At 56.3% G+C, this 19,529-nt stretch carries 13 protein-coding genes; all 13 read right to left on the reverse strand.

Features of this window, described 5'->3' with window-relative positions:
* Window positions 1-485, reverse strand: a 485-nt coding sequence (locus HGKM_RS08865; RefSeq protein WP_019134752.1) for a hypothetical protein, incomplete at its 3' end; no start/stop codon positions are given.
* Window positions 486-1,209: 724 nt separating this feature from the next.
* Entirely contained in the window at window positions 1,210-2,970 is a 1,761-nt protein-coding gene (pyk, locus tag HGKM_RS07630; RefSeq protein WP_019134753.1) for a pyruvate kinase, read from the reverse strand.
* 56 nt (window positions 2,971-3,026) lie between these two features.
* On the reverse strand, window positions 3,027-3,986 hold the full coding sequence (gene pfkA, locus HGKM_RS07635) for a 6-phosphofructokinase (protein ID WP_019134754.1): 960 nt from the start codon (window positions 3,984-3,986) through the stop codon (window positions 3,027-3,029).
* An 80-nt stretch (window positions 3,987-4,066) separates the two neighbouring features.
* Window positions 4,067-7,534 carry a DNA polymerase III subunit alpha gene (locus HGKM_RS07640; RefSeq protein ID WP_019134755.1) on the reverse strand — a complete coding sequence of 1,156 codons (3,468 nt, stop codon included), beginning with the start codon at window positions 7,532-7,534 and terminating at the stop codon, window positions 4,067-4,069.
* 57 nt (window positions 7,535-7,591) lie between these two features.
* Entirely contained in the window at window positions 7,592-7,990 is a 399-nt protein-coding gene (locus tag HGKM_RS07645) for a hypothetical protein (RefSeq protein ID WP_019134756.1), read from the reverse strand.
* A 36-nt stretch (window positions 7,991-8,026) separates the two neighbouring features.
* Entirely contained in the window at window positions 8,027-8,767 is a 741-nt protein-coding gene (locus HGKM_RS07650; protein WP_019134757.1) for an NAD-dependent protein deacylase, read from the reverse strand.
* The gene (gene deoC / locus HGKM_RS07655; protein ID WP_019134758.1) at window positions 8,767-9,438 is read right to left on the reverse strand and encodes a deoxyribose-phosphate aldolase; all 672 of its coding nucleotides are present in this window, start codon (window positions 9,436-9,438) and stop codon (window positions 8,767-8,769) included. The genes HGKM_RS07650 and deoC overlap by 1 nt, the downstream gene beginning before the upstream one ends.
* Entirely contained in the window at window positions 9,428-10,708 is a 1,281-nt protein-coding gene (locus tag HGKM_RS07660) for a glucose-6-phosphate isomerase (RefSeq protein ID WP_019134759.1), read from the reverse strand. The genes deoC and HGKM_RS07660 overlap by 11 nt, the downstream gene beginning before the upstream one ends.
* A 73-nt stretch (window positions 10,709-10,781) precedes the next feature.
* Window positions 10,782-11,879, reverse strand: a complete 1,098-nt coding sequence (locus HGKM_RS07665) for a PP2C family protein-serine/threonine phosphatase (protein ID WP_019134760.1) — start codon at window positions 11,877-11,879, stop codon at window positions 10,782-10,784.
* A gap of 86 nt (window positions 11,880-11,965) precedes the next feature.
* Window positions 11,966-13,108, reverse strand: a complete 1,143-nt coding sequence (locus HGKM_RS07670; RefSeq protein ID WP_019134761.1) for a THUMP domain-containing class I SAM-dependent RNA methyltransferase — start codon at window positions 13,106-13,108, stop codon at window positions 11,966-11,968.
* A gap of 167 nt (window positions 13,109-13,275) precedes the next feature.
* Window positions 13,276-14,517: a dicarboxylate/amino acid:cation symporter gene (locus tag HGKM_RS07675; protein ID WP_019134763.1), complete on the reverse strand. Its 1,242-nt coding sequence runs from the start codon at window positions 14,515-14,517 to the stop codon at window positions 13,276-13,278.
* Between the two features lie 62 nt (window positions 14,518-14,579).
* Window positions 14,580-15,770, reverse strand: coding sequence for a threonine ammonia-lyase (ilvA, locus tag HGKM_RS07680; RefSeq protein ID WP_019134764.1), 1,191 nt, complete (start codon window positions 15,768-15,770; stop codon window positions 14,580-14,582).
* Window positions 15,771-15,969: 199 nt separating this feature from the next.
* Window positions 15,970-19,518 carry a pyruvate:ferredoxin (flavodoxin) oxidoreductase gene (nifJ, locus tag HGKM_RS07685; RefSeq protein WP_034579895.1) on the reverse strand — a complete coding sequence of 1,183 codons (3,549 nt, stop codon included), beginning with the start codon at window positions 19,516-19,518 and terminating at the stop codon, window positions 15,970-15,972.
* Window positions 19,519-19,529 lie beyond the last annotated feature (11 nt).

A 19,529-nucleotide genomic window follows, 5' to 3' on the forward strand; every position in this document is an offset into this window, starting at 1 on the left:
AAAAGGGATCCTGAGGTCAGGAAGATCATGCGGGAGCCGGAAAAAAGGGCCTGGCGGAAAGAGTTGGCCCCCTCCCTCTCCTCCTTGGGCAGGACCCGGAGGGAGATGGGGATGAAGAGGGCCGACTCATATTGTCCGGCCAGGTCAGAGACCAGGTTGATGGCCGAAACCGCCATAGCCACCCAAAAAGCCACAGGGAAGGACATCAGGTGGAAGACCCCCAGATAGAGGACCGCCCGCAATAATTGGGTGACCAGGATGGCTCCGAGCTTATTTTCGGTTTGGTCGGCCCGATCCCCGCTGACCATATTGGTGATCATAGGGACCATCTCCGTCAAGGTGATGACGGACATGGCCAGGGTCGTCTGGGGAATATCCAACACATACCTCATCATGACCAAATAGAAAAGCGAATCGCCGAAATTGGAGATGAGGTCCGACAGGGTCAGGGCCATAAATAACTTATTCGAGAATAATTGTCTCATAGTAAGTCTCCTTGCTTCATTGATATGCAAGAAGTATAGCATGGAAAAAAAACCGCCCATAGGGTCTGGTGGTTGTAGGCGGAAGAAATGTGGTTGAGTAAATCAACTGCAGGTTGTAGAGTTTGGCAACTTTAGGTGTGGCTGGTCAAGCAGTTTTAGACACTGCTTTCACTTTTTAGTGATATTGTCGCCACCCTTGACGGCGGTGGCTCCAGCCTCGGGCTCTGAACTCAACGCCTTGTCTCCTCCTTTTCCCTTGATTCAGCCAATTGAGGGGGCTAACGGAAGCCCCCCTCTTCCCCGATTCCGCCAATTGAGGAGGCTAACGATGGCCCCCTTGTCCTCTAATTCTGCCAAATGAGGGGGCTAATGGAAGCCCCCCTGTCCCTTGATCCCGCCAATTGAGGGGGCTAATGACAGTCCCCCCTGTCCCCCGATTCCGACAATTGAGGGGGCTAATGGAAGCCCTCCTGTTCCCCGATTCCGCCAATTAAGGGGGCTAATGATGGCCCCCCTGTTCCCCGATTCCAACAATTAAGGAGGCTCCGCTTGGCCGCCCTATCCCCGGATTCCGACAATTAAGGGGGCTCCACATGGCCGCACTGCGCCCGCAGCCCCCCTCCACGCCGCCCCTTCTCCCCCACATGGCAAATAAAAAGGCACCCCCGCCCAAGCGCATACAAATTCCGGAGGAATTTGTCTAAGCGCGGGCGGGGAGTGCTTTTTAAAAGACGGTTGATTCGCCTTTATAGACGATCCCTGTGGCGGCATCCACGGTGACGGTTTCGCCTTCTTGGATGGACCGGGTGGCATTGTGGGCCCCGATGATAGTGGGCTTGCCATAGTGGAGGCCGACGATGGCGGCGTGGGAGGTGAGGCCCCCTTCTTCCACGATGACGGCGGAAGCTTGGTTAATGTAGGGGATGAGGTCGGCGCCGGTGAAGCGGGCGACCAGGATGTCCCCTTCCTGGAAGCGTCCTTCCAGGTCCTTGGCGGTCGAGCCGAGGACGGCCTTGCCGATGACGGATTTCTTTCCGATCCCCTGGCCCATGACCAGGATGTTGCCAATGGTGTGGACCTTGATCATGTTGGTTTCGGACCCATAGCCGGAGGGGATGCCGGCGGTTAGGATGATTTGGTCGCCTTCCTTGACCAGCTGGGTCTTGAGGGCGGCATAGATGGACTGGTCGACCAGCTCATCCGTTGCCGGAGAATTGGGGGCCATCATGGGGGTGACGCCCCAGACCAGGGAGAGTTGGTGGTAGGTTTGGATATCCGGAGTGGCCGCAATAATGGGGATGATGGGCCGGTATTTGGAGATTTGCCGGGCGGTGAAGCCGGATGAGGTGGCGGCGACAATGGCCTGGCAGACGATCTGCTGGGCAATCATGACGGTGGACCGGGCGATGGCCGATGAGGTGTTAGGCGAGACCCATGAGGATCGGTCGGAGATGGAGTTGAGGAAGTCCGGGGACTTCTCCACCGTCTCGGCGATCTGCCTCATCTGGCGAACGGATTCCACCGGGTACTTGCCGGCGGCCGTTTCGCCCGACAGCATGATGGCATCGGACCCGTCCAGGATGGCATTGGCCACGTCGTTGACCTCAGCCCTGGTGGGTCGGGGGTTCCGGGACATGGAGTCCAGCATCTGGGTGGCGGTGATGACGGGCTTGCCGGCCGTGTTGGCCATCCGGATGATCTTCTTTTGGACGATGGGGACGTCCTGGGTGGGGATTTCCACGCCCAGGTCGCCTCGGGCTACCATGATTCCGTCACAGGAATGGAGGATCTCCTCCAGGTTTTCCACCCCCTGGGCGCTTTCGATTTTGGCCAGGATCTGGATGCCCGACCCGCCGTTGTCTTCCAGGACTCGGCGGATTTCAATGACGTCATCCGCCGAACGGATGAAGGAGGCGAAGATCATGTCCACGCCGGCCTCGATGCCGAAGAGGATATCCGCCTTATCCTGTTCCGTCATGGCCGGGAGCTTGACGTTGGTGCCGGGGACGTTGACTCCCTTATGGTCGGAGATTTCTCCGTAGTTTTGAGCCACACAGTGGATCTCGGTCCCCCCTTCCAGGGACTGGACCTGGAGTTCCACCAGGCCGTCGTCGACCAGGATCCGGGACCCCGGCTTGACGTCTTTAGGCAGGCCCTCATAAGTAATGGAGATGATGTCCTTGCTTCCTTCCACCTTCCGGGTCGTCAGAGTGATCTTGTCCCCCCGCTCCAGGTCGACAGCCTTGTGGTCTTTGAAGGTGCCCAGGCGGATCTCCGGGCCCTTGGTATCCAGGGCGATGGCCACTGGGACCTTCATCTCCTGGCGAAGTGTTTTAATGGTTTCGATTTTTTTTTGGTGCTCCTCATGGCTCCCGTGAGAAAAGTTCAGGCGGGCGACATTCATCCCCTCATTGATGAGGGAGCGGAGGATGTCAGGAGACTCCGAGGCGGGGCCTATGGTACATACCACTTTGGTGTTTTTCATAGGAACTCCTTTCTAGCTACTCACTCTCGTTGATGAAAAATTGGGACCATCCGGCATTAGCTGGACAGCATGCCGGTCAGTTCATAGATGGACTCATTGAAGACGTGGGGAACCCGGACTGCCTCCGAAATAGGCATGCGGAAAACCTCCTTGCCGTGGGACCCGATGGCCACTGCGGTCTCTCCGTCCAAGAGGGCCTGGACCGCCTCGCTTCCCATGACACAGGCCAATTTGGCGTCAGTGAAGGAGGGGGACCCGCCCCGCTGGACATGGCCCAGGATGGTGATTCGGGTGTCCACCCCGGTGGTTTCCCGGATGGTCTTCCCCATCTCATAGGGTTCCCCGACCCCCTCGGCCAGGACGATGATGTGGTGGCGCTTGCCCCGGAGCTTGCCCCGGAGGATCCGATCGGTGATCATCTGGATGTCGAAGTCATGTTCCGGGACGATGACGGACTCGGCCCCGCCGCCCAAACCGGCGTAAAGGGCGATGTCCCCGCAGTGGCGGCCCATGACCTGGACGATGACGGCCCGGGCGTGGGAAGCGGAGGTGTCGCGGAGCTTGCCGATGGATTCGATGACGGTCTCGACGGCCGTATGGAAACCGATGGTGAAGTCGGTGTAGCCCAGGTCATTGTCGATGGTGCAGGGAACCGCTGCCGTCATAATGCCCAGCTTGGACAGGGCTTCCGCCCCCTTCATAGACCCGTCTCCCCCCATGACGACCAAGCCGTCAATGCCGAAGCTCTTGAGGATGTTCCGGGCCTTTTCCTGGCCCTCCGGCTTGGTGAATTCTTCAGACCGGGCGGAACCCAGGATGGTCCCTCCCTTTTGGATAATATCCGCTACCGAGGAGACATTCATCTCATAGATATCTCCCCGCATGAGGCCCTCATAGCCAAAGCGGATCCCCTTGACCCGGACCCCCTTGCTGAGGGCCGTTCGGGCGATGGACCGGATGCAGGCATTCATTCCTGGAGCGTCTCCTCCAGAGGTGAGCATGGCAATGGTGCGCATTTGTCCTCCTTGATTTCCTTCTCTCTTCATCTCATCATTCCTCTTCTATTGTCCCTTATTTTTTGGAGAGTTCCCCTCCCCTACTGAACCACCACTCCGTCAGGGCCCAGGACCTCCCGGAGGGCCCGGACTAGGCCATCGGTCCCGTCCACAGAAAACCTGGGGTCCATGGCCACAGCCTGGTCCAGGTCGGAAAAGTAGATCATGACCGGGAGGTGACCGGGATGGGCTAGCAGGACCTCCTTGATCTTTCGGTAGCCGGTCTTGTCCCGGGAATCCATCTTGAGAAAGACCCGACTCTTGGTCATCGCTTCAGGTGGGTAGGCGTCATCCACAATAAGCTGGATCTTGTCATTTTGGTACTGGAGACGGCCCACAAAGAGGAGGGGGGCATCCGTCACCAGCAAGCCTTGGGTCTTCCGGTAAATCCGGGGGAAGACCACCCCTTCCATGACCCCGAAGAAGTCTTCAAACTGGACGAAGCACATCTTCTCCCCCTTCTTGGTCACCAGGTCCCGCCGGCCCCGAAGGATGCCGGCCATCTTGACAAAGCGGCCGTCCAAACTCTGGACCCGGTCCTCCTGGAGGACCTCCTCCATAGAAAAGGTCACATGGGGGGCAAAGATATCTTTATAGGGAGAAAGGGGATGGTCAGTTAAGTAAATGCCCAATACTTCTTTTTCATACCCCAAAAGCTGGTCTTTCGCATATTCCTTAATTTGTTCTTCCTCGGCCAGTGCCAGGTCCATCTCCTCAAAGAGAGAAACCTGACCAGCCAGGTTCCGCCGGCGGGAACCGACAACCGCATCCAGGGTCGTCTCCAGGTCCACCATGAGCTGGGACCGGTGACGGCCGAAGTCGTCCATGGCCCCGGCCTTGATCAGGCCCTCGACAGCCTTCCGGTTCATGGCATTTTTGTCCACAGCCAGGACCCGCCGGAGGTAGTCGTCCAGGTCGGTATAAGTCCTGCCGTCCCGGATCCTTCCCTCCACTGTGGCATCCACCAGGGCCTTGCCCACCCCCTTGATGGCCAGGAGGCCGAAGCGGATCTTCCCTTCTTCAGCGGTAAAGGGACCCATGGAATAGTTGACGTTGGGACCCAGGATCCCGATCCCCATCCGCTGGCTTTCCCGGAGGTAGAGGGCCATTTTATCATAATCCCCCATGACGGAGGTTAAAAGAGCCACCATATATTCCGTAGGATGGTAGTACTTGAGGTGGGCGGTCTGCATGGCCACATAGGCATAGGCCACGGAGTGGGATTTGTTGAAAGCGTATTTGGCGAACTCAATCATCTGGTCGTAGATTTGGTTAGCGATGTCGGCCGGGATCCCCTGGCGGACGCAGCCGGGGACAGGATCCCCCTCCGCCAGGCTCGCCCCCTCCCCATCCAGGTTTCCATAGATGAAGGTCTTCCGGTTCTCCTCCATGACGGCCATCTTCTTCTTGGACATGGCCCGGCGGAGGTTATCGGCCCCGCCCAGGGAGTAGCCGGCCAGCTGCTGGACCACCTGCATGACCTGTTCCTGGTAGACGATGACCCCATAGGTCGACTTAAGGATGGGCTCCAGCTTGGGGTGGAGGTAGTGGACCTTGGCGGGGTCATGACGGGCAGCCACATACTGGGGGATGTTGTCCATGGGCCCCGGACGGAAGAGGGCGTTGGCTGCCACCAGGTCCTCGAAGCGGTCGGGTCGAAGTTCCCGGAGGAAGTTCCGCATCCCTGTGGATTCAAACTGGAAGATCCCAATGGTTTGGGCCCGGGCGAAGTCCTTGAGGACAGCGGGGTCCTGGAGCTCGATGGCATCGATGTCGATAACCTCACCGGTCCCGGCCTCCACCATCTCCAGGGTATCCCGGATGACGGTCAGGTTCCGGAGGCCCAGGAAGTCCATCTTCAGAAGGCCCAGCTTCTCCAGCTCGGTCATGTTGTACTGGGTGGTCACCTGGTCCTTGGACCGGGAGAGGGGGACGAAGTGGTCGACCGCCTCCCCGGCGATGAGGACGCCGGCCGCATGGGTGGAGGTGTGGCGGGGGGTTCCCTCCAATTCCCGGGCCAGGTCGATGAGCCGGTGGCTTTCGGGGTCCTCCTGGTAGATTTTCTTGAAATCGGGGTCCTCTTGGATAGCCTCGTTGAGAGTAATCTTCAGGGTGTCGGGGACGGCCTTGGCTACCCGGTCCACCCGGGACAGGGGGATATCCATGACCCGGCCCACGTCTCGGATAGCGTTCTTGGCCGCCATGGTCCCAAAGGTAACGATCTGGGCGACGTGGTCTTCCCCATATTTTTCTTTGACATAGTCGATCACCTCATCCCGGCGGACGTAGTCGAAGTCAATGTCGATATCCGGCATGGAGACCCGGTCGGGGTTGAGGAAGCGTTCAAAAAGGAGGTCATACTTCAGGGGATCGATGTTGGTGATGGTGAGGGCGTAGGAGACGATGGAGCCCGCCGCCGACCCCCGGCCCGGCCCCACGGGGATCCCCCGGGACTTGGCATGGGCCACAAAGTCCCGGACGATGAGGAAGTAGTCCACATAGCCCATGGATTCGATGACATCCATCTCATGGCGGGCCCGGGCCTTGGCCTCTTCGTAGCGGGCTTTCCGCTCCGCCGGCCCCCGCCCATACCGGTCCTCAATTCCTTCCGTAACCAAGCGCTCAAAGTGGGCGATATTGGTCTCCCCGGTAGGGATATCGAAGTGGGGGAGGTGGAGCTGGTGGAAGATGATCTCCACCTGACAGCGGTCAGCAATCTTTTGGGTGTTTTCCAGGGCCCCTTCGTAGTCGCCGAAGAGGTCCTCCATTTCCTCATAGGACTTGACGTAAAAGTCATCCGAGGGGAACTTCATCCGGTCAGTCTGGGACAGGGTCTTCCCCGTCTGGATGCAGAGGAGGGCATCATGGGCTCGGGCATCCTCCCGCCGGAGGTAGTGGCAATCGTTGGTGGCCACCAGGGGAATCCCCGTTTCCCGGGAGATCTTGGCAAAGGTCCGGGCGATGAGGGCCTCCTCCCGGATCCCGTGGTCCTGGATCTCCAGGAAGAAATTTTCCTTGCCAAAAAGATCACGATAGTCCAAGGCCGTCTCCACCGCCTTTTCATAGGGAGAATCCAGGGCTCTCTGAGCGCACTCCCCCTGGATGCAAGCCGAGAGGGCGATCAGACCCTGGGCGTGGGCCCGGAGGACGGCTTTGTCCACATGGGGCCGACCATGGTGGTAGCCATGGATATAGCCTGAGGAGACGATTTTGATGAGGTTATGGTAGCCCTCATTGTTTTCCGCAAGGAGGACCAGGTGGTAGCGGTCCCGGCTGGAGAAGTCCGTTTGGTCTTCCGCCATATAGATCTCGCAGCCGATGATGGGTTTGATCCCCTTTTTTTGCGCCGCCTCGTAGAACTGGATAGCCCCGAACATATTGCCGTGGTCGGTGATGGCGACGGAATCCATGCCCTGGTCCAGGCAGAGGTCCATGAGGTCATCAATCTTGCAGAAGCCGTCCAGCAAGGAATAGGGGGTGTGCAGGTGTAGGTGGACAAACTTTCCCATTCCTTCCTCCTCTCAAAAAGGGGCCTTCATGGGCCCCCGTTCACTCTCTCTTCTTGGTCAGGTTCTTTTTTCCATTTCATGCTTGCAGTGGGGGCAGCGAACCTTGACCTTCCCCTTCCCCTTGGGCACGCGGAGCTCCTTGCCGCAAGAAGGGCAGGCAAAATAGCGGTAGCCCCCATCGCCGAAAAGCCGGCGCCGGTAGCGGGTCACCCCCTTGCGGAAGCCCATGGTTTTCCGGAGAAAGGCGGCATTTTCCCACGAACGCTTGTCAATATCCCGGGAAAGGGACCGGTAAAAGGCATAGATGGCCAGGGCCAGAGACAGGCCCGACAGGGCCCGGGACTTGAACAAAATGATATTCAAGAGGATGAGGATGATGGCAAAGCGGGTGATGAACTGGTTAAGGGGGTCACCGATATAGCGACCCGCCATCCATTGGCGGAATTTTTCCTTCAAAGTGATTCCTTCTCTCTAGGTCTTTTTCAAGTAGGGCTAGTCGGCCAGGGCAGGCAGGATTTCGGAGATGTCCCCATGGAGGACATAGTCGGCCCGGCTGTCAGCCGGAGTGGCTTCCCGGTTGATGAGGATCATCCGGTCTCCTCGATAATAATTCAATAGACCTGCTGCCGGGTAGACCACCAGGGAAGTGCCTCCAACGATAAAGGTGTCGCAGGAAGCGATAGCCTCAATGGCCTGGCTGAAGGCGACTTGGGGGAGGGCCTCCCCATAAAGGGTGACGGCTGCCCGGACGTCATGACCACAGCGTGGGCAGGGATAGCGTCCCTTGCCGGCCATGAAGTCCTCGGTAGGAACTTGGTAGCCACAATGGGGGCAGTAGATGTCGTGCATATTTCCATGGACCTCATAGAACTTCCGGGAACCGGCCCGCTGGTGGAGGCCATCGATGTTCTGGGTGATGACGGCGGAGAGCTTGCCCTCCTTCTCCCACTTGGCCAGCTGGAGGTGGGCTCCCGAAGGGGGAACCTGGTAGGATTGGTAGCATTCCCGGGTGAAGTCGGCGAAACCGTCCGGGTCATCCATGCAGAACTCATGGGAGAAATAGTATTCCGGCGGATAGGGCCGGTTGGTCTTTTGGTGGTAGAGGCCATTGGGGGAACGGAAGTCCGGGATTCCGGAGGCCGTGGAGACCCCGGCCCCGCCAAAGAAGACCATGTTTTGCGACTCTTTAATGATGGCCTTGACTTCTTCAAGTGTGGATTCTTTTCCCTTCATCAGCAATCCTCCTTTGTCACGATGGCGATGCCGGCGGAAGCCCCGATCCGGTCCGCCCCGGCCTCAATCATAGCCAGGGCCTCTTCCCGGGTATGGATGCCCCCGGAGGCCTTGACCTTGGCCTGGTCGCCCACCGTCTCTTTCATCAGGCGGACATCTTCCGTCCGGGCTCCGCCGGTGGAAAATCCGGTCGAGGTCTTGACGAAGTCCGCCCCGGCCCGGAGGGCCGCCCGACAGACTTCCACCTTTTCAGGATCGGTCAGGAGACAGGTCTCGATGATGACCTTGAGGGCCTTATCCCCGCATGCCTCCTTCAGAGCTCGGATTTCCTCCTCTACATAGGCCCACTCTCCCGACTTGACCTTGCCGATGTTGATGACCATGTCGATTTCATCCGCCCCGTCTTGGAGGGCCTGGCGGGTCTCAAAGACCTTGGCCGGGGTGGACATAGCCCCCAGGGGAAAGCCCACCACGGAGCAGGTCAGGACGTCCGACCCCTGAAGTCGGTCATGGACCCGGGCGACGTTGGCGGAGTTGACGCAGCAGGACCGGAAGCCGTATTCCACGGCCTCCCGGCAGAGGCGGTCAATGGCCTCATCATCGGCATCGGGCTTGAGAAGGGTATGGTCGATATATTTAGCGAGGTCCGGCTTGGACACCTTAGTTTTCATAGCCGGGCTTTCCCAGGAGTTTGAACATGTTGGCCTTGTAGAATTCCACGCCGGGCTGGTTGAAGGGGTTGACCCCCAGCATATAGCCGGAAACCCCGACCGCCACCTCAAAGAAGTAGATGAGCTGGCCCATGACTTCCGGCGTCCACTCCTCCAGCTCCAAGTAGATATTGGGCACCTGGCCATCCACATGGGCCTGGAGGGTACCCAGCATGGCATTGCGGTTGATCTCATGGAGGTCGCGACCGGCCAGGTAGTTGAGCATATCGTCATTATCAGCATCGGAAGGAATGAGTACTTCCTTCCCCGCCTTTTTAATCCAGAGGACGGTTTCAAAATGGATCCGTGGCCCCTCCTGGATCCATTGGCCCAGGGAGTGGAGGTCGGTGGTATTCATGACAGAAGCCGGGAAGAGGCCCTTGCTCTCCTTGCCTTCAGATTCTCCGTAAAGCTGCTTCCACCATTCCTGGAAATACTTGAGGAAGGGCTCATAGGCCACCAGGATTTCCATGAACTTGCCCTGGTCGACCATGACATTTCGCATGGCAGCGTACTGAAGGGCGGGGTTCTTGTCGAAGTCTTCGTTCAGGTAAAGGTCCATCCCTTTTTGGGCTCCGGCCATGAGGGCATCGATGTCAATCCCGGCGACGGCGATGGGAAGGAGGCCAACGGCAGTAAGAACGGTGAAGCGGCCACCCACATCATCCGGAACGACAAATTCTTCATAGCCACTCTGGTCGGCCAGGTTTTTCAGGGCTCCCTTGGCCCGGTCGGTGGTGACAAAGATTCGGTCCTTCAAGCCTTCCTTCCCCACCTTTTCTTCCAGGAGGTCCCGGAAGAGGCGGAAGGCCAAACCGGGTTCAGTCGTGGTCCCGGACTTGGAAATGACATTGATGGAGAAGTCCTTGTCTTTCAAATAGTCCAAAAGCTGGGCGGTGACTTCCGTCGACATGTGGTTACCGGCGTAGACCACCTGGACCTTGCCGGTCTCATAGATGGGCGAAAAGGCCTCCACGACGGCCCGGGCGCCCAGGTAGGACCCTCCGATGCCGATGACGACCAGAACCTGGGAGTGGCCCTGGATCTTCTTGGCGGCTTCCTTGATCCGCCGGTATTCCTCTTTATCGTACTCCCGGGGGAGCTTAATCCATCCGGTGAAGTCGGACCCTTCCCCTTCTCCCTTCACCAGGGTCCGGAGTGCCTCCTGGGCTAGGGTCTTTTTTTCTTGAAATTCCCGGTCAAATCCTGCATTTGAAAAATCAATCTTCATGGGTCCTCCTTGGTTTTTTCAGTCGGGACGCTAGCCTGCCCCCCGGCCTCTTCATGGAAAAAAATTCAATCCCTCAGTCCAGGCAGTCCACCTGGAGGAGGGCAATATCATCCTTTTGGCTTCCTGACCGGAAGTCATCAATGGTTTGAGCAATGGTATCCAACATGGAAAGTCCGGACTTACGGACCAGGTCCATGAGTCGGTCTGCCCCAAAGGCCTGACCCTCATCGTTCATGGTTTCCGTTGCTCCGTCAGTATAAAAGAGGAAGCGATCATTGGTCTGGTAAACCAGCCTGTGCTGTTGGTAGCGGTGTTGGTCGAATAGGGGGGAGATGAACATACCCCGGGCCTGAATTTCCTCCACCCGGTCTCCCCTCTTGAGTAGAGGGAAGGCGTTGTGGCCGGCATTGGCATAGGTCATGGTGTGGTTCTGGGTGTCGAATAAGGCATAAAAAATGGTGAAATACTGGTCATCGGAGATGGAGATCTCGGTAAAGCGACTTTTGAGCGAGTCCAAGACTTTGCCGGGTTGGCGAATTTTTTCTTCTTTTAGAATGGACCGCATGGCCTGGCGAACGAACATGGTTAGGATGGAGGCCGAGATCCCGTGGCCCACCACATCGGAAATATAAAGGGCGATCTTGCCCTGGCCCAAGGGGACCAGGTCGAAGAAGTCGCCGGAAAGCTCATTGTTGGGATAGTAGCGGTAGTTGAAGCGGAGGGGGCCATAGGCGGTCAAAGAAGGCAGCATATCCTCCTGGAGAGACCGGGCAAAGTTCATCTCCCGGGAGATCCGGAGCTGGTCCCCGTAAAGCTGGCTGGTGAATTGGGACTGGCTGGTGATGTCCCGAAAGACCTGGACCACCTGGACCACCTCTTCCCCGTCCATCACGGGCGAGCAAGTCAAGGAATAGACAGTCGGCCCGATGCAGAGCTCAGTCCGGTAAGCATGGCCATCCCGGAAGACCCGCTCGGCATTAACCAGGGGGAAAGATTTGACCAGCATGGGATCTTGGGCTAACTCAAGGACCATGGCCCGGTTTTCATAGACCACATCAAGGTCCCGGTTTACTACTCGGATGGCATCTTCCATGGCATCCAACCATTGAAAGGCGGAAGTGTCCCTTGTCTTTGTCCATTGAACCTGGTTTCTCCCTTGATTTTTCCCCATGGAGGCCCTCCTCCCTGTCAAAATTTTCCTTGGCACGATCCTTATTATTTTACCATAGATTGAATAGCGAATTGTAGGCCCTATTCCTAGCGGAAGAGACCGGGGTCAGGACCATGAAACTGGTAATAGGTGGTTTCCAGACCCCCGTTAAAGAGCTTCCGCCGCCTATCGGCCTCCCTCCCCATCCATTCTTCCAGGTCTTTGGAGGGGGTGATGATGAAGTGGGACCAGGTCCGGAGCCGGCCATGGATCTGGGCATAGGTCCGGAGGAGGGCTTCCGCCTCCCGGTCCTCCTCCAGCCGCTTTCCATAGGGTGGGTTGGAGATAACAATGCCGAAATTTTCCCGGAGATTGGCCTCCTCCATTTTTTTGGGGACGAAGGTGATGTCTTCCTTGACCCCGGCCAGGTCGGCATTCTTGACGGCCTTGAGGATGACGCTTTCGTCAATATCAAAGCCCATGAGGTCCAGTTTTTGGTCCAGGTCGATCCGAGCCATCCGGTCCCGGCGGATTTCCTTGAAGACATCAGGCCCCACCCAGGGCCAGGCCATGGCGAGGAAGTCCCGGTCCAGGCCGGGGTCAATCCTCCGGGCCATCCGAGCTGCCTCAATCAGGATGGTTCCGGACCCACAGAAGGGGTCAAAGAGGGGGCGGTCCGGGGTCCAGTAGGAGAGCTTGACCAGACCGGCCGCCAGGGTTTCTTTCAGAGGGGCCGGCCCCTTTTCCTTCCGGTAACCCCGCTTGAAAAGTCCCTCTCCGGTTGTATCCAGGAGAACCTGGCAGAGGTCTTTTCGGATACGAACCTCCACCGGGAATAGGGTCCCTTCTTCGGAAAAAACGTCCCGGTAGTAGGTCTCCTTGAGCTTTTCCACAATCGCCTTCTTGGCGATGGACTGGATGTCAGAAGGAGAGGCCAGTTTGGATTTCACGGTATGGGCCGTGACCGGAAAGCGAGCATCTTCCGGGAGGATCTCTCCCCAGGGAATCCAGTAAATCCGGTCAAAGAGGCTGTCGAAGTCCCGGCTGGAGAAGCGGACCACTTCCACCTCCACCCGGTCTGCTACGGTCAAGGCAATATTGGCCAGGGCAATCTCCCGGGCCCCTCCCTCGAAGAGAACATGGCCCTCCTCCACCCGGACTCCTTCAAAGCCCAAGTCTTCGCATTCCTTCTTCACCACGGCCTCCAGGCCGAATGCTGCCGTGGCGTGGATGGTCCACCGGTCTTTCATCCCCCCTCCTCTCTTTCCATCTCTCCTAGTTCTTCGTCAATTCTTCTTCCCATTTTACCACAGGAAAAGAAGACCCCGGCAGGCATCCGCCTACCGGGGTCTCGGGGATTATTCAGTAAATTTCCATCTTTCGATGGGGAATAACAATGTCTCTCTCGTTCAATAAACTATTTGTTGGCTTCGGCCTTGGCTTGGAGATGGGGCTTGTGGCCGGTGATGGAGTCGACCAGGATGGCGATAGCGCCGTCGCCGGTAACGTTGCAGGCTGTCCCGAAGGAGTCCTGAGCAATGTACAGGGCAATCATCAGAGTCAGCATGTTTTCGTTAAATCCAAGCATGGACTGGAGAACGCCGAGAGCAGCCATAACCGCACCACCGGGAACACCAGGAGCAGCAACCATGGTAACACCGAGCATGAGGATGAAGGGGAACATATGACCGAAGGTCACGTCCCAACCGTTCAGCATCATAACGGCCATGGCGCAGGAAGTCAGGGTGATGGTGGATCCGGCCAGGTGGATGGTGGCGCAAAGAGGAATGACGAAGTCGGCAATTTGCGGAGTAACGTCATTGTTCTTTGTACACTGGAGAGTAACAGGGATAGTGGCCGCAGAGGACTGGGTCCCGATAGCGGTCATATAGGCCGGGATCATGTTTTTCAGAGCGGAGATCGGATTGATTTTTGCGGAAGATCCGGCGATGGAGTACTGGATAAGGAGCATGATCCAGTGCATAATGATGATGATCAGGAATACAACCGCGAAAACCTTCATGATCTGAGCAACCGTTCCTGCATAAGCCATGTTGGCAAAAATACCAAAGATATGGAAGGGCAGGAGGGGGATGATGATGGCAGAGATGAGACGGCTGACGATGTCAGCAAAGCCGTCAAAGATGGACTTGAGACCTTCATGACGGATAACGGCAATGCCGAGACCCATAATGAAAGCGAAAATCAGGGCAGTCATTACGCCCATGAGCGGAGGCATTTCAACAGTGAAATAGCCGGACAGCATGGTTTCTTCTGCATTTTGTGCATTGTCCATGATGATGGATCCCTTTTCCAGGAAATTGGGGAAAAGCAGGGAGTCAACACCATAAGCGAAGGAACCGGCAATGATGGTGGACGCATAAGCAATCCCGGCGGTGATGGCCAGGGATTTACCGGCACCCGCTCCAAGGTCAGCAATACCGGGAACGATAAAGCCGACGATGATCAGAGGGATGACGAAGTTCAGGAAGTTTCCGAAGATGGAGTTGAACGTTGCAGCAATCCGGACGGGAACTTCAAAGTTCATGGATTTGGTGATCAGACCGATAGCGATACCTGCTGCAATAGCAATGATCAGCTTTGGCAGAAGACCCCAGGATCTTTTGTGTTCATGTTTGTTGGTTTCTTGATTAGCCATAAGTAGTTACGTTCCGAGGAACGCCCTCCCTTGCTAGGTTAAGAATAAATAGGAATAATGGACTATTTAATTTTTACTGAATATCCCGCAGCATCTAAAGCATCGAGCAGCTTGTGGGCATGCTCGCCATCGATCGTTTCCAGGCTGAAGGTGACCATGGCCGTCTGGACTTCCGTTTCCGTGGTTCCTCTGTGATGTTCAATATCCAGGATGTTGACCTTGTTATCGGCCATGATCTGGAGAACCTTGAGGAGGTTGCCGGAGGCGTCGGGCAGCTTGATGGAGATAATGAGCTGGCGACCAACGTAGTGGAGTCCGCGGTTGATGGTCCGCTGAAGCTGGTTGATGTCGACATTTCCGCCGGAAACCACACATACGGTGTTCAAGGAGGTGTCGATCTTTTTAAACAAATAGGCAGCAACGGTGGTTGCACCGGCTCCCTCTGCAACGGTTTTCTGGTCTTCCATCAGTCTGACAATGGCAGCAGCGATTTCATCTTCGTTGACGGTCACCATCTCATCCACATTCTTCTGGATGCACTTAAAGGTTTCCTGACCCGGTGTCAGAACATGAATGCCGTCAGCAATGGTTCCTTTGTTGGGGCTGGTTACCCGGCTCCCCTTCTTAAAGGATTCCACCATAGCGGGGACGTTCTCGGATTGAACGCCGATGACCTTGACGGAAGGTTTCAGGGACTTAATGGCTGTTGCGACCCCGGAGATGAGTCCACCACCGCCGACGGGGACGACGACTTGTTCGACTTCATCCAACTGGTCCAGGATCTCCAGGCCGATGGTCCCTTGACCGGCCATGACATAGGGATCTTCAAAAGGATGGGCGAATGTATATCCCTTTTCCTTGGATAATCTCTCGGCTTCGGCCTGGGCATCGTCATAAACACCGGGCACCAAAACCACTTCGGCTCCGTAATTTTTGGTCGCTTGGACCTTCATCAGGGGGGCATCGGCCGGCATGCAGATGACCGACTTGATCCCCTGCTGAGTGGCCGAGTAGGCAATGCCTTGGGCATGGTTTCCGGCGGAGCAGGCGATGACGCCATGTGCCGCTTCTTCCTTGGTCAGGTGGGCAATTTTGTTAAAGGCTCCACGAATTTTAAAAGCACCGGTCAATTGGAGGTTTTCGGCTTTAATCCAAATGTGGTCTCCAATGGTCGGGGCCTTTTCCAGTGGGGTCTTGCGGGCTACGCCCTCTAACAGCTTTTGGGCTTCTTGAATCATTTCCAGATTGATCATTCTTGATCCTCTCTAGATCCGCAAAACTTGGATCATAATATCCAATTCCTAGTAATAAAGTAAGTATAAGGTTTTCATGAAAAAATAGCAAATCAAGATTTTTCCTGAAGACCCGGGCAGGGGACGATCGTCCCCTGCCCCATCTTTCAGGGACTCAAGCCTCCTGGTCAGGAGGCTTGAGCTTTATTTATAGGAACCTTTACGCTTCGGAAGCGGTTTCCGCCCCTTGGTTGATCTTATCCAGGTAAGCGGCATAGCGTTCCTTGGCCGCCTTCTCCGCTGCAGCATAGAGTTCATCAGCGAATTCAGGGAACTCTCTCTTCAGAGAGGCATAGCGGACCTCACCCTGGAGGAATTCCTGGAAGTCCCCGGTGGGTTCCTTGGAATCCATGACGAAGGGGTTCTTTCCTTCTTCAGCCAGTTCGGGGTTGAATCTCCACATATGCCAGTAGCCTGCTTCAACAGCCAGCTTCTCGCGCTCTTGGGTCTTACCCATGCCGCACTTGAGGCCGTGGTTGATGCACGGTGCATAACCGATAATCAGGGAAGGTCCATTGTAAGCTTCCGCTTCACGGATGGCCTTCAGGGTCTGCATATTGTTGGCACCCATGGCCACCTGGGCAACGTAGACATAGCCGTAGGAGGTCATCATGAGGCCCAGGTCCTTCTTCCGAACCTTTTTACCGGAGGCAGCAAACTTGGCCACGGCAGCAAGCGGGGTTGCCTTGGAGGACTGACCACCGGTGTTGGAGTAAACTTCGGTATCGAAGACCATGACGTTGATGTCTTCGCCGGAGGCCAGGACGTGGTCCAAACCGCCGAATCCGATATCGTAGGACCAACCGTCACCACCATAGATCCATACGGACTTCTGGGCCAGGTAGTCTTTCAGGGACAGGATCCGGTCGAGGAGGTCTTGTCCTTCCTTATTGTCAACGCCCTTTCCGGCTTCTTCAATAATCTTGTCAGCGACTTCTCTGGACTTGTCATAGTCCTTGCCCAGGTCGAGCCATTCCTTGAAGAGGTCATTGAGCGGAGAGTAGATGTCGAGTTCAATGAACTTGTTCATGTACTTGGTCAGGAGGCTATGGTTGGACTTCTGAGCCAGGGCCATTCCGTATCCGTATTCAGCGGCATCCTCAAAGAGGGAGTTGGCCCAAGCGGGACCGCGTCCTTCAGGATCCTTGCAGTAAGGCATGGAAGGTACGGAAGATCCCCAGATGGAGGAGCAGCCGGTGGCATTGGCGATGATCATGTGGTCACCATAGAGCTGGGTGATGAGCTTGGCATAGGGTGATTCGCCACAGCCGGCGCAGGCGCCGTTGAATTCCAGGTAGGGTTGACGGAACTGGGAGTTCTTGGGATTGTTGGGCTCAGCCAGGTTCCCCTTGTAGCCAACCACTTCATCCGCATAGGTCCAGTTTTCTTTCTGGGCCTCTCTCTGTGGACCGGCATCTTCCATGGTCAGGGCCTTTTCCTTGGCCGGGCAGATATCGGCGCAGTTTCCGCAGCCTAGGCAATCATAAGTGGCCACCTGGATCCGGTATTCATAGCCCTTGAAGTTCTTGCCATTGGCAGGGATGGTCTCGAAGCCCTCAGGCGCATTGGCCTTTTCTTCTTCGGTAAGGAGGAAGGGCCGGATGGTGCCGTGGGGGCAGACGTAAGAACAGGAGTTGCACTGGATGCAGTTCTCCGGGTGCCACTCAGGAACGTGGAGGGAGATGCCCCGCTTTTCAAAGCGAGAGGTCCCGGACATATAGGTTCCGTCATCATAGGGCAGGTAGGTGGAAACAGGCAGGTCGTCCTCTTTCAAGTTGATGATGGGACGAACCATCTTGGTGATGAATTCAGGCTCTTCGCCGTAGTCTTTCACAGTATCCTCAGCATCCTTCCAGGCTTCCGGAACTTCCACTTTGTGGAGTTCTTCCAGGGCCTTATCGACTGCCTTGTAGTTCATGTTGACGATATCTTCACCCTTGTGGCCATAGGAGTCAACGATGGACTTCTTCAGGTATTTGATGGAGTCGTCAATGGGAAGAACCTTGGAGAGGGCAAAGAAGGCGGTCTGGATGACCATGTTCACTCTCTGGCCTAATCCCACTTCTTCCGCAACCTTGGAAGCGTTGATGGTATAGAACTTGATGTTCTTCTTGGCGATGTCTCTCTTGAGCTGGCCGGGAAGTTTTTCTTCCAACTCTTCATCGGACCAAATGGTGTTCAAAAGGAAGGTCCCGCCATCTTTCAACTGCTTGACCAGGTCATAGGTTTCGACATAGGCCTGGGGTGAGCAGGAGATGAAGTCCGCTTCATCCAGGAGGTAAGCGGAATGGATGGGGTTGTCCGAGAAACGGAGGTGGGATTCGGTAAGACCATTGGACTTCTTGGCATCGTAGTCGAAGTAGCCCTGGACATACTTGTCGGTGTTATCGCCGATGATCTTAATGGCGGACTTGTTGGCACCAACGGTACCATCGCCGCCGACACCCCAGAACTTGCACCGCATGGTGGATTCGTCGCGGGCCACGAAGGAGGGATCCCACTCCAGTGAAGTGTGGGTCACATCGTCATGGATACCGACGGTGAAGTGGTTCTTGGGTTCTGCTTTTTCTGCATTGTCATAGACACCCTTGAACATGGCAGGGGTCGTATCTTTCTGACCCAAGCCGTAGCGTCCGCCGATGACCTTGATATCGAGTCCGGCTTCGGCAACCACCTGTTGGACATCCAGGTAGATGGGCTCTGCTACGGATCCTCTTTCCTTGGTCCGGTCCAGGGCCACGATGGTCTTGACCGTCTTGGGGAGCTTGGAGAGGAAGTGCTTGGCAGAGAAGGGACGGTAGAGATGGATCTTAATGACGCCGTACTTCTTGCCGGTTTTGTTGAGGACGCGGACGGTTTCTTCCATGGTGTCCGTACCGGATCCCATGAGGACGGTCACGATTTCCGCTTCGGGATCACCATAGTAGGTGAAAGGTGCATAGTCCGTGCCGATCTTTTCGTTGACCATGTTCATGTATTTTTCAACAATCTCAGGGAGCTTGTCGTAAGCGATGTTCTGGGCTTCCTGTCTCTGGAAGTAGCCGGATTTTTCGAAGACACCGCGTTCCACAGGACGCTCCGGGTTCAGGGACCGGTTCTTGAAGTCATCAACGGCATCCATGTCCAGCATGTCAGCCAGGTCCTTGTAATCCCAAACTTCGATCTTCTGGATTTCATGGGAGGTCCGGAAACCATCGAAGAAGTTCATGAAGGGGATACGGGCTTCAATAGCAGAAAGATGGGCAACGGGAGCCAGGTCCATGATTTCCTGAACCGAACCCTCGGCCAACATGCCGAGGCCGATCTGGCGGCAGGCCATGACGTCCTGGTGGTCACCATACATGTTGATGGTGGAGGTGGAGATGGAGCGGGCAGCCACGTGGACCACGCCGGGGAGACGTTCGCCAACCATCTTATAGAGGTTAGGAATCATCAGGAGAAGACCCTGGGATGCGGTGTAGGTGGTGGTTAATGCGCCGCCCTGGAGGGCGCCGTGGACGGAAGCGGAAGCACCCGCTTCGGATTGCATTTCGGTAACCGTAACCTGGTTGCCAAAGACATTCTCTCGCCCGTTTGCTGACCACTTGTCGATCAATTCAGGCATTGGGGATGATGGAGTAATGGGGTAAATGATGGCGTTGTCGCTATAGGCATAAGAGACGTGCGAGGCAGCCGTATTCCCATCCATCGATTTTCTAGGTCTAGCCATAATTTCTCCTC

Source organism: Kallipyga massiliensis ph2 (assembly GCF_000311985.1).
Lineage (GTDB): Bacteria > Bacillota > Clostridia > Tissierellales > Peptoniphilaceae > Kallipyga > Kallipyga massiliensis.